The sequence below is a fragment of the Blastococcus sp. SYSU D00669 genome (genome assembly GCF_054050715.1).
Genome location: NZ_JBJGZV010000001.1, coordinates 44,583 through 57,105 on the forward strand (window position 1 = coordinate 44,583; position 12,523 = coordinate 57,105).

The following is a 12,523-nucleotide window of genomic DNA, read 5'->3' on the forward strand; positions in this document are numbered from 1 at the left end:
CATCCACCGTGAGCGACTGGTACACGAACTTCGCCAACTCCGGCGTCGGGACGACGATCACCAAGCAGCTGGGCCTGCCGCGGCCGGCCGTGCTGCGCCGCTACGAGCCGGGCCAGCCGCTGCTGCCCGGCCCGGCGGTCGTCGGCTCCGCGGGGGAGGGGTGGCTGCGCGAGACGGTGACCGCCGTCCTCAAGGACGCCGGGGTGACCGTGCTGTCCCCGGTGGCCGCCGACGGGTCGACCGACGGCGAGGAGCTCGCCGCCGTCGTCCTCGACGCCACCGGGCTCACCGGCCCGGCCGACCTGGCCGCCGCGCACGACTTCCTCGCGCCGGCCGTCAAGCGGCTGCGGCCGAGCGGCCGGGTCGTGATCCTCGGCGAGCCGGCGTCGGACGCCGGCTCCCCGGCGCAGGCCGCCGCCCGCCAGGCCCTGGACGGGCTGGTGCGGAGCATCGGCAAGGAGCTGCTGAACGGCTCGACGGCCAACCTGGTCCTCGTGCCGGCCGGCGCCGAGGCCTCGGTGGCCGGCCCGCTGACCTTCTTCCTGTCGGGCCGGTCGGCCTACGTCGACGGGCAGCCGGTCACCGTGTCGGTGGCCGACGTCCCCGACCAGGACGACGAGCGGCCGCTCGCGGGCAAGGTCGCGGTCGTCACCGGCGCGGCGCGGGGCATCGGCGCCGCGATCGCGAGGGTGCTGGCCCGCGACGGCGCCCACGTGGTCGCCGTCGACGTCCCGGCGGCGGGGCAGTCGCTGGCCGACGTCGCCAACGAGATCGGCGGGACGGCGTTCCAGCTCGACATCACCACCCCCGACGCGGCGGCGCGGCTGATCGCGCACCTGCGGGAGCGGCACGGCGGGGTCGACGTCGTGGTCCACAACGCCGGCATCACGCGGGACAAGCTGCTGGTCAACATGGACGCCGCCCGCTGGAACCCGGTGCTGGCGGTCAACCTGCAGGCGCAGCTCGACATCACCCAGGCGCTGCTCGACGAGGACGTGCTGGAGCCCGGCGGCCGGGTGGTGGCCGTCAGCTCGCAGTCGGGCATCGCCGGCAACCGCGGCCAGACCAACTACGCCGCCAGCAAGGCCGGCGTGATCGGCATGGTCCGCGCCTGGGCGCCGGCCTTCGCCGAGCGCGGGGCGACGATCAACGCCGTCGCGCCGGGCTTCATCGTCACCGAGATGACGGCGAAGATGCCGTTCGGGACCCGCGAGGTCGGGTCGCGGATCAACTCGCTGCAGCAGGGCGGCCTGCCCGTCGACGTCGCCGAGACGATCGCCTGGCTGGCCCAGCCGGCCAGCGCCGGGGTCAACGGCCAGGTCGTGCGGGTGTGCGGCCAGTCGATGCTGGGGGCCTGATGGACGCCCGCACGGTCCTGAGCTCGCCACCGGCGATGCCGAAGCTGTTCGCGCGCGCCGTGCTCACCGCGCGCGGGCGGGGCGGTGCCCTGCCCGACGCGCGGGTGGCCCGCACCGGCGTCCGGGTCGACCCCGGGGAGCTGGCCGCCTACGACCGGGTGTGCGGGTTCCCGCTGTCCGACGTCCTGCCGGCCACCTACCCGCACGTGCTGGCCTTCCCGCTGCAGGTCGCGCTGATGAGCGACCGGTCGTTCCCGCTGGCCCTCCCCGGGCTGGTGCACGTGCGCAACCGGATCGACCTGCTGCGCGCGATCGGCGCCGACGAGGCGCTCGACCTCGAGGTGTGGGCCGAGCGCTTCGCGCGGCACGCCAAGGGGGCGACGGTCGACCTGTGCGCGTCGGCGACGGTGGACGGCGAAGAGGTCTGGCGCGGCCGGTCGACCTACCTGGCCCGCGGCGCCGCGGCGCCGGAGGGCGCGGCGGGGTCGGAGACGACGGTGGCGATCGGCGAGGTCCGTCCCGTCGCCACCTGGCGGGTGCCCGACGACGCCGGCCGCCGCTACGCCAGGGTCTCCGGCGACGTGAACCCGATCCACCTCTCCGGCCTCAGCGCGAAGGCGTTCGGCTTCAAGCGGGCGATCGCGCACGGCATGTGGGTCAAGGCCCGCGTGCTCGGCGCCCTGGCCGGCCGCCTGCCCGACGCGTTCACCGTGGACGTCGGCTTCCAGAAGCCGCTGTTCCTGCCCTCGACGGTCACGCTGGCCACGGCCGAGGCCGGCGGCGGCTGGGACGCCGCCGTCCGCAACGCCGCCAGCGGCACCGGTCACCTCGTGGCGGCGGTCCGGCCGCTCTGAGGTGTCAGGGCACGGGGTCCGGGACGGCCCGGGCCGCCGGTGGTTCGGCCGCGCCCGGGTGGGCCACCGGGCCCCGCTGCCGCCACGGCAGGGCCAGCAGGAACAGGACGACGAGGAGCAGGCTGGTGATCTGCCAGGTGTTGGCGACCCGGGTGTAGTCCTCGGCCGGCACGAGGGCGAGGCCGATGTAGGCGCACCACGCCCAGAGGCCGATGCCCAACTGCAGCAACGGCACGAGCCGGGTCGGGCGGAGCACCTGGAACGGGGCCGGCCACGCGAGGTACTGGGCGCCGTGGCCCGCGGTGGTCACCTGGAAGACCGCCGCCGTCACCCCGGCCACCACGAGCCGGTCGGCGCGCCGCCACCACCACAGCGCGGCCGCGACGGCGATCAGCGTCAGCACCGACCCGGTCCGCCCCACCACCGCCCACAGGGTCGAGTCCTCGTAGTTCTCGTTCGTGTAGGGGGCGTAGGCCCAGATGATCGAGGCCCAGCCCCACGAGCCCCCGGGCGAGTGGTACGACAGGATGCGGGCGACCGTGGCCGGCAGGCGCTCGACCGGGGTGCCCACCGTGAGGGGCTGGGTGAGCAGCAGCGCCAGGCACACCCCGACGGCCCCGAGCAGCAGCCGCACGCGCGCCGCCCAGCCGGGCAGGGCGAGCAGCAGCGCGGGCAGGAAGAGCACCGGCCACGTCTTGACCGAGATCGCCAGGCCGAGGAGCACCCCGGCGAGCACGGCCCGCGGACGGTTCTTCAGGGCGAGGAACGCACCCAGGGCGAGGAGCAGGCACAACGGCTCCATCTGGCCGTGGACGGCGCAGACCAGGATCACGATCGGCGTGCAGGCGTACTGGAACGCGCGCCGGCCCGCGTTCTCCCGGTCGGCCAGCAGGTGCACGAGCACGACGACGCCGATGTCGGACGCGATCGCCGGGATCCGGGCGGCCACCAGCCACGGCAGCCCGGTCAGGTCCATCAGCGTGACGGCGCCGGCCAGCACGAAGCCGTAGGTCGGGAGGTAGTTCCACCCCCGCTCCCGGGCGTTGAGCATGAGGTCGCGGTGCTCGAGGACGTTCTGCCCCGCGACGAGGAAGTCGTGGTCCAGGTCGTACGGGGCGAGCCGTTCGCCGGCGATGGCGAACACCGCCAGCCGGAGCAGGAGGGCGACGAGCAGCGCGGTGGCCAGCGACGGCCGCCACTTCCGCCACTCGCTCACCGCGAACAGCGCGCCGCCGAGCACGACGATGCCGAGCGACAGCAGGGCGAGAGGGACGGTCACCGAGCGCGTGCCACGGGGCGCTGACCAGGGCAGACCATGGTCGGCAAAGCTAGCAGCGGTTCCGGGACGCGGCGACCGGATGCGGAACCGCGGCGATCAGAAGCTGGCGCCGTCGACGACCTCGTAGGCGGGACCCAGGGCCGCGCGCAGGCGCTCGACGACGAACCGGTAGCTGTCGGTGAAGGCGTCCCGCGGGTCGCGCACGGCCGTGACGCCGGGCGGCAGCTCGAAGCCCGCGTCGAACTGCACGAGCAGGTCGCTCACGCGGTGCGCCAGCCGCAGCGCGACGGGCAGGTCGAACGGGTCGACGACCGAGCCGAAGCGGGCCTGCGCCGCCGGGTTGCCGGCCACCAGGAACCGGCCGGAACCCCGGTCGAGCACGGTGGTCAGCCGGTAGCGGCGGGCCCGCCAGACCACCGGGGCCCGGGCCTCGTCGTCCCACGCCGCCTCGGGCGAGTCCAGGCCCTGCAGCACCCGGTCGAGGACGCCGGCCAGCCGGGTGGACCCGTCCGTCCCGTGCGCCGCGGCCCAGGCGATCGTCTGCGCCGTCCACCACAGCCGCTCGGCCGGCTCGCCGGGGACCGGGACGGGCGTGCCGGTGACCAGGTGGGCGCGCTCGGCCCAGGCGGTGATCCGGCCGCGGACCCGCCCCTCGACGTCGGGCTCCTCCTGCCACGGCCAGGGCCGGCCGGCGCGCGGCGTCACCACCCCGACGAGGCCGGACTGGACGCTGCGGACGTCGTCGTCGAACGGCTCGGGCGCCGGGCGGAGCTGCGCGGCGGCGACGTCGACGGCGGTGACCAGCACCCGGTCGACCGCGGTGAGCAGCGGATCGCGGGCGGACACCACCGGCGGGGGCGGCGGCTGGGGGGCCGGCGGCGGCTGCGGCACCGGGAACGGCTCCGGCACGGGCGGCGGCTCGGGCACCGGGGGAGGCTGGGGGACCGGCGGCGGCTCGGGCAGCGGCGGGGGCTCCGGGAGCGGCGGCGGTTCCGGCACCGGCGGGGGTTCCGGCACCGGCGGCGGCTCGACGGCCTCCGGCTCGCCCAGCTCCAGCCCGCGCAGCACCTCGTCGAACACCGCCGCGAACCGGTCGGCCTGGGTGCTGGGCGAGGTCGCCGTCGCGGTGAAGCCCGTCCCCGAGCGGGCGAGGTAGAGCTGCCGCTGGGTGACGGCGACGCCGTCGGGCGGGGTCCACGAGAACGACCGGAGCAACGCGTGGCCGGCCGACAGCTCGACCGGCTCGAACGAGTGCTCCCTGAACCCGGGGAACTCCCGGCTCAGCAGGCCGCCCTGCACCTCCGCGTACCGCTCGGTGGTCAGCGTCGGGTCCAGGGGCTCGCGCGACACGATGACGTTCGCCTGGCCGTCGGGCGCCAGCAGGGTGAGCGACTCCTTGACGAACCAGCCGGCCGGGACCGGCGCCCGCAGCAGGCTCTCGGTCCACCGCGTGGGCGGGGACGACGGACCGGGGGCCTCCGCCGGGCCGTCCGGGAGCTGGGCGGAGACCGTCGTCCGGTCCGCCCCCGCCGGGCCGGACCAGGCCCGGTCGTCGATCTCGTACGCCGGGCCCAGGGTGCGGCTGAGCTCGGCGACCACCGCGGCGTGCTCCGCGCGGAACGCGTCCTGCTCGGCCGGTGTCAGCGGGCGGTGCTCGCTGCCGACGTCGGGGTGGTCCAGGTCGTACCGGTCGACCAGCGCCTGCACCCGCCGGGCGAGGGCGAGCGGCACGGGGAGGTCGAAGTGGTCGACCGGGTAGTCCCAGCGGTCCCGCGCCGCGTCGTCGACCGCCCACAGGAGGTGCCCCGAACCGCCGTCGTAGAGGGCCTTGAGCCGGTAGCGGAGCTCCCGCCGCACGGGCACGAGCGCCCGGTCGGGCTCCCACGCGCCACCGGGCAGGGAGCTCGCGGCGCGGTCGAGCACCCACGCCAGCCCGCTCTCCTCGTCCCCCGTGGCGCGGGACGCCGCGGCCGCCCGCGCGACCACCGCCGCGGCGCCCCACAGGTGGTCGTGCGCGGTCGGGGGGAGCTGCGGCAGCGGGTCACCGGTCAGGGCCTGCGCCCCGGTCAGCCAGCCGGTCAGCCGCACCTGGAGGCCGGTCCGGGCGTCGTCGGCCGAGCCGCTCCAGGGCAGCTCCGGCGCCGGCTGCAGGATCGCGTCCAGCGCGGCGTCGACCGCGGCCACGTCCGGGTCCCCGCCGTCCGGGCGGTGGTCGGGGCCGATCGAGGCAGCGCCGTCGAGCACGTCGACGGCCGCGACCAGCACGCGGTCCACCGACGCGGCCAGCTCGGGCGGGAGGTGCAGCGGCCGCGGGTCGGAGGGCGGGGGCGGCGGGCTCTCCTCCACCCAGGTCGGCAGGTGCGACGGCGGCGAGGGCAGCGACGCCGGCCAGCCGGGCGGGGCGGGCACCGGGGACCGCGGCCCGGGCGGCGGTGCACCGGGGGTCGGAGCGGGGCCTGGCCCGGTCATGCGCGGCAAGCTAGCAGCGGAGGCGGTACGACGGGTGGGTGCAGGACACCGAGCTGAGAGAGCGCTTCGCCGCGTCCCCGGTCGCGCGGCTGGCGACCGTGCGACCGGACGGCGCACCGCACGTCGTCCCCTGCGTGTTCGCGCTGGTCGGCGACACCGTCTACACCGCCGTCGACGCCAAGCCGAAGCGCACCCGGCGCCTGCAGCGGCTGGCCAACGTCCGGGTCGAGCCGCGCTGCTCGCTGCTCGTCGACGCCTACGACGAGGACTGGTCGCGGCTGTGGTGGGTGCGGGCGGACGGCGTCGCGCGGGTGGTCGACACGCCGGGGCCCGACCACCCCGGAATCAGCGCGCTGGTCGAGCGGTTCCCGCAGTACCGCGAGGCGCCGCCGTCCGGGCCGCTCCTCGTGGTGACCGTCCAGCAGTGGACGGGGTGGTCGTCGACGTCCTGACCAGGAGGAGAACGCGGTGGAGATCGGCATCGGCATCCCGAACAGCGTCCGTGGCACCACGGGCCAGCAACTGCTCGAGTGGGCCCGGCGGGCGGACGCCGCCGGCTTCTCGACCCTCGCCTCGATCGGCGCGGTGTCGTACCCGAGCTACGAGGAGCTCACCGTCTTCGCCGCTGCGGGCGCCGTCACCGAGCGGATCCGCTTCCTGCCCAACGTCCTGCTCGCGCCGACCCGGAGCACCGCCGAGCTCGCCAAGCAGGCGGCCACGGTGCAGGCGATCACCGGCGGCCGGCTCACCCTCGGCCTGGGCGTCGGGTGGCGGCAGTCCGACTACGCGCTGACCGGCCGGGACTTCGCCGGCCGCGGCCGCGTCTTCGACCAGCAGCTGGCCGACCTGCGCCGCGCCTTCGCGCGCGAGCCCCTGCTGGAGGGCACCGCCCCGGTGGTGCCCGACGAGGCCCCGGCGGTGCCGCTGCTGGTGGGCGGGCACACCGACGCCGCGGTGCGCCGCGCCGTGGAGCACGGCATCGGCTGGACGGCGGGTGGGCTGCCGCCCCACCTGGTCGCCCCCTGGGTGGAGAAGGTCCGCGCCGCCTGGCAGGACGCCGGCCGGGAGGGCTCGCCGCGCATCGTGGCGCTCAACTACTTCGGCCTGGGCGACACCGAGGAGCAGTCGCGGGCCTACCTGCTCGACTACTACGCGCCGATGGGCCGCGAGGCCGCCGAGGGGATCGCCGGCGGCGCGCACCGCTCGCCCGAGGCGATCCGCGACGTCATCGCCGGCTTCGCCGAGGCGGGAGTCGACGAGCTCGTGCTCGACCCGACCGTGCCCGACGTCCGCCAGGTCGACCTGCTGGCCGAGGTCGCGCTCGGCTGAGCCGGGGCGGTCAGGGGAGGACCGCCCGCACCACCTGGCGCACGACCGGGCGGGGGTCTGACTCGTCGAGCCGCGAGATGCGGCGGAGCAGCAGCCCCTGCACGCAGGGCACCACGACGGCGGTCGCCGCCCGCGGGTCGGGGGCGCCGAGGCCGGCCAGGGCGACGACGAGGGGCGCCTCCACGGTGGCGCGCCCCCGCGCGAGCTGCTCGCGCAGGTCGGCGTCGTGCCCGGCCTCGACGAACAGCGCGTACCGCGCGGTGGTGAGCGCCCGGTCCGGCCCCGTCGCGCGCTCCACCAGGGCGCAGAGCCCCTCGACCAGGTCGTCGGCCGTCGCCACCTCGAAGGCGTCGCTCGCCTGCTGCAGCTGCACGGCCGCGAGGTGCTCGACGACCCCCGACAGCAGCGCGCGCCGGGTCCGGAAGTGGTTGGAGGTGGACCCCTTCGGCAGCCCGGCCCGCGCGTCGACGCGGGCGTGCGTCAGCGCGCGCAGGCCCTCCGCGCCCAGCACGTCGACCGCCGCGTCCAGCACGCGGCTCCGGGTGGTCGCCACTCGATCACTATAGACGTAGTGACTTCGCACTACGTCCGTAGTAGCGTCCACGGTCGTGAGCGACACCCTGCGCTCTCCCGAGCGCGTCCACACCCCCGCCGACGGCGCGTACGCCCGGCTGCTCCGGCGGCTGGGACGCAGCACCGCCTGGGACGGCGCCATCGCTGCGGTGGCACCGGTCGCCGACCGCCTGGTCGCCCGGCCGCCGGTGCGCCGCCTCTTCCACGGCGACGCGACCGGGGTGCCGCTGCACGGCATCCTCACCGACGCGCCGCTCGGCGCCTGGTTCCTCGCCATGTACTTCGACCTGCTCCGCGACGAGGCGTCGCGGAGCGCGGCGACCCGGCTGGTGGGCCTCGGCGTCGCCGCCGCGGTGCCGACGGCGGTCGCGGGCTGGGCGGAGTGGGCCGGGGCCGACCGCGCGACCCGGCGGGCCGGCATGACCCACGCGTCGCTGCAGGGGCTCGCCACGCTGGTGTTCGCGGCGTCCTGGGCCGCCCGCCGCCAGGGCCACCACCGGCTCGGCGTCGCGCTCGCCCGCCTGGGCAGCGTGCCCAACCTCGCCGGGAACTTCCTGGGCGGGTCCATGGGCAGCGGGCGCGTCGGCTGACGGGTCCTCAGCCCTCCGCGGGAGCCGGGGCCGGGCGCGGCGCGGACCGGTCCGGCCGGTCGATCGCCACGGCCAGCGCGGGCAGCACCAGCACGGTGAGGGCGCCGGCGCCGACCAGGGCGGCGGCGTTCTCGCGCAGCATCGTCCCGTTGCGCAGGCCGATCTCGGTGAGCGCCACGAGCACCGGCAGCGCCGTGGTCGTGATCAGCGCCGTCTGCACCCGTTCGCGCAGCGGCAGGACGCCGCGGTAGACGGCCAGCGCCGGACCGCCGCGGACGGCGAGCATGAGCCCGAAGAAGAGGAGCAGCCGCAGCGGCGCGTCGGCGATCGCCGGCAGGTCGAGGGACATCCCGGAGTAGACGAAGAACAGCGGGATGAAGAACCCGTAGCCGACGGCGTCGAGCTTCGACTCCAGCACCGGCGCGGTCGAGCCGGCCCACGAGCGCAGCACCACGCCGGCGAGGAACGCGCCGAGCACGGCGTCGAGGTGGAACTCGTCGGTGAGCGCGATCAGGGCGATGAGCAGCAGGATGGTGCCGCGCAGCGTGATCTGCGCCGTCTCGTGCTGGCCCAGCGCGATGACCGTGGCCAGCCGGGAGCCGTCGCGCACCGCGCGCCGGGCGACGGCTAGGACGACGCCCAGGACGGCGACCGCGCCTAGGGACAGCAGGGCGACGAACCGGCTCTGCGTCCCGAGGAAGATCGCGATGGCCAGCACCGGGAACAGCTCGCCGACGCCGCCGGCGGGCAGCAGGTAGCGGCCGAGCGTGCCGCGCAGCAGACCGCGCTCGCGCAGGATCGGCAGCAGCGTGCCCAGCGCGGTGGTGGTGAGCCCCAGCGCCACCGGCACGAAGGCGCGCACCAGCCCGGCCGCCGCCAGCAGCGCGACCACGCCGAGGGCGAGGGCCAGGGAGACGAACCAGGCCGCGACCGCCCGGCGGCCCGGGTCGCGGGCGAACGACCGCAGGTCGACCTCGTAGCCGGCGAGCAGGAAGACGAAGCCGAGCCCGACATCGGCCAGGACCCGGATCTCGGCCGGTGCGGCCAGGCCGAGCGCGTGCGGGCCGATCAGCACGCCGCCGGCGAGCAGCAGCACGACCTGCGGGACCGGGAGCCGGGGGACCAGTCCGAGCAGGACCGGGGCGAGCAGCGCCACGGCAGCGACCGGCACCAGGGCGTCGATCGCCAGGGCGTCGTCCATGGCCGCCTTTCCGGTACTGCCCCCGCCCGCAGACCTTCCCGCTGACGTCGCCGCAGGACAAGGTGTGCCGGGTGGGTATCGAACCGGAGCTGTTCCCGGTGCTCGCGGGGCGCCGCGCGGTGGTCGCCTGGATGCTCGGCGCGTTCCTGGTGACGTTCCTGGTCACCCGGCTGGTCACCCGGGCGATCCGCACCGGTCGCGGGCCGTTCCGCGACGCCAGCGTCGGCGGCGTGCACGTCCACCACGAGGTCTACGGCATCTTCCTGCTGCTGGGCACGGGCACCGTGGAGCTGACCTACCGGCCCGGTCCGCCGTGGCTGTACGTGCTCGCCGTCCTCTTCGGCACCGGGGCGGCGCTGACCCTCGACGAGTTCGCGCTGTGGCTGCACCTCGAGGACGTGTACTGGAGCCGCGAGGGCCGCAGCTCGGTCGACGCCGTGCTGGTGGCGCTCGTCGTCGGGGGGCTGCTGCTGATCGGGGCCAACCCCTTCGACGCCGACCAGGCGCGCGGGGAGGTGCCGGTCGTCGCGACGGTGCTCGCCAACCTCGCGTTCGCCCTGGTCGCGATCCTCAAGGGCCGGGTCGTGCTCGGCGTCGTCGGCGTCTTCGTCCCCCTGGTCGCGGTCGTGGGGGCGGTGCGGCTGGCCCGCCCGCGCTCGCCCTGGGCGCGCCGCCGCTACCCGGAGGGCTCGCGCCGCCGGGAGCGTGCGGAGGCGCGGTTCCCGGCCGGACGGCGGACCCGCTGGGACGCCCTCGTCGACCTGTTCACCGACGTGCCGCACCGAGCGCACCCGGGCGTGGTGGTGGGTTCTCCGCACGGCGGCAGCTGACGATTGCCGGTCACCGGCAAGGTGGACGCTCCCGGGTTCACCGGTGACCGCCCTGTCCGGGACGTGGTGGCTCCGGGGATGGTCGGGTCACGGCTTCAGAAGCCGCACGGCGGAGGAGGTGAGCGGGATGGGTGCGCGGATCGCGATCCCGGTGACGAGCCCGCGGCTCCCCGGCCCGGTCGACCTCGGCGTGCTCCGACGCGGGCACGACCGGGCGCCGCCGGGAGAGCGCCGACCCCCCGGTCGTCCCGGCTCCCCCCAGGCGCGTCCCCCGAACGGTGGGCGCGTCTCCTGCTTTCCGGAAGAGAGAGACCTCATGACCGTTCCCGTCGCCTCGCCGGTCCGGACCGCCCGGCCCACCACGCCGGATCCGTTCCGCGTCCTCCTCGAGGAGCAGCGCGCCGACTGCGTCCGGCAGCGCGACGCCGCCCTGGCCGAGACCGTCAGCCCGGTGCCCGACCCGGTGGCGGTGCGCCGAGCGGCCGGCCTGCAGCGCACCGTCGAGGAGATCGACGCGGCGCTGGCGCGCATCGCCGCGGGCACCTACGGCGTGTGCACCGGGTGCGGCGGCACGATCCCCGCCGAACGGCTGGAGTTCCGGCCGCACGCCGCGACCTGCGTCGCCTGCGCGCAGCCCGAGCGCTGACGGCTTCCCGTCACGCCCTCCCCATCCCCCGTTCCGTCGCACCGTGACGGGAGAGGAGCAGTCGTGTCCCCCGAGCAGCCGTCTCCGCACGCCCCGGCGTTCGTCGCCGGCCCGCCCCAGCGGGTCGCCGTGGTCGGCGCCGGCATGGTGGGCCTGTCGTGCGCCTGGTTCCTGCAGGAGGCCGGGGTCGAGGTCACCGTGTACGACCGCGACCAGGTGGCAGCCGGTGCCTCCTGGGGCAACGCCGGCTGGCTCACCCCGGCGCTGACCGCGCCGCTGCCCGAGCCGACGGTGCTGCGCTACGGGCTGCGCGCGGTGCTCAGCCCGCACTCGCCGGTGTACCTCCCGCCGGCCGCCGACACCACGCTGGTGCGGTTCCTGGCCGGGTTCGTCCGGCACAGCACCGCGCGGGCGTGGCGACGGGGGATGGCCGCGTACGCGCCGCTGAACGAGCGCGCGCTCGAGGCGTTCGACGTCCTGGCCGCCGGCGGTGTGCCGGCGCCCACCCACCGGGCGGAGACGTTCCTCGCCTGCTTCCGCACCGAGCGCGAGGCGCACCGGCTGTGCGCGGAGCTCGAGCGGATCCGCGACGCCGGCCAGAAGGCGAGCTTCCACCCCGTCACCGGCTGGCGGGTGCGCGCCGCGGAGCCGACGCTGACCGACCGGGTGGGCGCCGCGGTGCAGATCCACGGCCAGCGGTACCTGCACCCGCCGGAGTTCGTCACGGGCCTCGCCTTCGCGGTGCAGGCCCGCGGCGGCGAGGTCGTCCAGGGGGCGGACGTCGTCGACCTGCCGACCGGCCCCACCGGGGTCGACGTGGTCACCGCCGACGGCGGGCGGCGGCACCACGACGCCGTCGTCCTCGCCACCGGCGCCGAGCTGGGACGCCTGGCCGCGCGCTTCGGCGTCCGCCGCCCGGTGCAGGCCGGGCGCGGCTACAGCTTCAGCGTGCCGGTGGAGCGGATGCCCCGCGGTCCGCTGTACCTGCCCGCCCAGCGGGTGGCGCTCACACCGCTCGGCCCGCGGCTGCGGGTGGCCGGGATGATGGAGTTCCGCCGGCCCGGCGACCCGCTCGACCCGCGGCGCATCGCGGCGATCGTCGACGCCGTCCGCCCCTTCCTGTCCGGCGTCGACCTCGACGACCGGTGCAACGAGTGGGTGGGCTCCCGGCCCTGCACGCCCGACGGGCTGCCGCTGCTGGGCAGGACCGCCTCCCCGCGGGTGTTCGTCGCCGGCGGCCACGGCATGTGGGGCATCGCGCTCGGTCCGGTCAGCGGGCAGCTGGTGGCCCAGGCCGTGCTCAAGGGCGAGGCGCCGCCCGAGCTGGCCGCCTTCGACCCGTTGCGCTGATCAGCCCGGAGGTCCTCGTGCTGCGCACCCCCGCCCCCCGGACC

Annotated in this window: 12 protein-coding genes; 8 read left to right on the top strand and 4 right to left on the bottom strand. The window is 76.5% G+C overall.

The window, feature by feature from the left end; translation table 11 throughout:
* The first annotated feature begins 8 nt into the window (after window positions 1-8).
* Together ACI8AF_RS00195 and ACI8AF_RS00200 are read left to right on the top strand one after the other, a co-directional pair.
* Window positions 9-1,358 (top strand): 3-oxoacyl-ACP reductase, encoded by a 1,350-nt coding sequence (locus tag ACI8AF_RS00195; protein ID WP_456537633.1) that lies wholly within the window; start codon window positions 9-11, stop codon window positions 1,356-1,358.
* On the top strand, window positions 1,358-2,212 hold the full coding sequence (locus tag ACI8AF_RS00200) for a MaoC family dehydratase (RefSeq protein ID WP_456537634.1): 855 nt from the start codon (window positions 1,358-1,360) through the stop codon (window positions 2,210-2,212). Before ACI8AF_RS00195 ends, ACI8AF_RS00200 begins: the two co-directional genes overlap by 1 nt.
* Window positions 2,213-2,216: 4 nt before the next feature.
* Here the strand turns inward: ACI8AF_RS00200 and ACI8AF_RS00205 are convergent, their stop codons facing one another.
* Together ACI8AF_RS00205 and ACI8AF_RS00210 are read right to left on the bottom strand one after the other, a co-directional pair.
* Window positions 2,217-3,491: a glycosyltransferase 87 family protein gene (locus tag ACI8AF_RS00205; protein WP_456537635.1), complete on the bottom strand. Its 1,275-nt coding sequence runs from the start codon at window positions 3,489-3,491 to the stop codon at window positions 2,217-2,219.
* 96 nt (window positions 3,492-3,587) lie between these two features.
* The gene (locus ACI8AF_RS00210; RefSeq protein ID WP_456537636.1) at window positions 3,588-5,900 is read right to left on the bottom strand and encodes a DcrB-related protein; all 2,313 of its coding nucleotides are present in this window, start codon (window positions 5,898-5,900) and stop codon (window positions 3,588-3,590) included.
* A 98-nt stretch (window positions 5,901-5,998) separates the two neighbouring features.
* On the opposite strand from ACI8AF_RS00210, the gene ACI8AF_RS00215 reads away from it, so the two are divergent.
* Together ACI8AF_RS00215 and ACI8AF_RS00220 are read left to right on the top strand one after the other, a co-directional pair.
* Window positions 5,999-6,412 carry a TIGR03668 family PPOX class F420-dependent oxidoreductase gene (locus tag ACI8AF_RS00215; RefSeq protein ID WP_456537637.1) on the top strand — a complete coding sequence of 138 codons (414 nt, stop codon included), beginning with the start codon at window positions 5,999-6,001 and terminating at the stop codon, window positions 6,410-6,412.
* 16 nt (window positions 6,413-6,428) lie between these two features.
* Complete coding sequence (locus tag ACI8AF_RS00220) at window positions 6,429-7,289, top strand: LLM class flavin-dependent oxidoreductase (protein ID WP_456537638.1); 861 nt, start codon at window positions 6,429-6,431, stop codon at window positions 7,287-7,289.
* Between the two features lie 10 nt (window positions 7,290-7,299).
* Here the strand turns inward: ACI8AF_RS00220 and ACI8AF_RS00225 are convergent, their stop codons facing one another.
* Window positions 7,300-7,842, bottom strand: a complete 543-nt coding sequence (locus tag ACI8AF_RS00225; RefSeq protein ID WP_456537639.1) for a TetR/AcrR family transcriptional regulator — start codon at window positions 7,840-7,842, stop codon at window positions 7,300-7,302.
* 55 nt (window positions 7,843-7,897) lie between these two features.
* Here ACI8AF_RS00225 and ACI8AF_RS00230 point away from each other — a divergent pair, with 55 nt between their 5' ends.
* Complete coding sequence (locus ACI8AF_RS00230) at window positions 7,898-8,452, top strand: DUF2231 domain-containing protein (protein WP_456537640.1); 555 nt, start codon at window positions 7,898-7,900, stop codon at window positions 8,450-8,452.
* Between the two features lie 7 nt (window positions 8,453-8,459).
* On the opposite strand, the gene ACI8AF_RS00235 is transcribed toward ACI8AF_RS00230, so the two are convergent.
* Complete coding sequence (locus ACI8AF_RS00235; protein WP_456537641.1) at window positions 8,460-9,653, bottom strand: cation:proton antiporter; 1,194 nt, start codon at window positions 9,651-9,653, stop codon at window positions 8,460-8,462.
* Window positions 9,654-9,724: 71 nt separating this feature from the next.
* Between ACI8AF_RS00235 and ACI8AF_RS00240 the strand changes: the two genes are divergently transcribed.
* The 3 genes from ACI8AF_RS00240 (at window position 9,725) to ACI8AF_RS00250 (ending at window position 12,479) form a co-directional block, all read left to right on the top strand.
* Window positions 9,725-10,483, top strand: coding sequence for a hypothetical protein (locus ACI8AF_RS00240; RefSeq protein ID WP_456537642.1), 759 nt, complete (start codon window positions 9,725-9,727; stop codon window positions 10,481-10,483).
* Between the two features lie 316 nt (window positions 10,484-10,799).
* Window positions 10,800-11,129: a TraR/DksA family transcriptional regulator gene (locus ACI8AF_RS00245; RefSeq protein WP_456537643.1), complete on the top strand. Its 330-nt coding sequence runs from the start codon at window positions 10,800-10,802 to the stop codon at window positions 11,127-11,129.
* 63 nt (window positions 11,130-11,192) lie between these two features.
* Window positions 11,193-12,479, top strand: a complete 1,287-nt coding sequence (locus ACI8AF_RS00250) for an NAD(P)/FAD-dependent oxidoreductase (RefSeq protein WP_456537644.1) — start codon at window positions 11,193-11,195, stop codon at window positions 12,477-12,479.
* The last annotated feature ends 44 nt before the right edge of the window (window positions 12,480-12,523 follow it).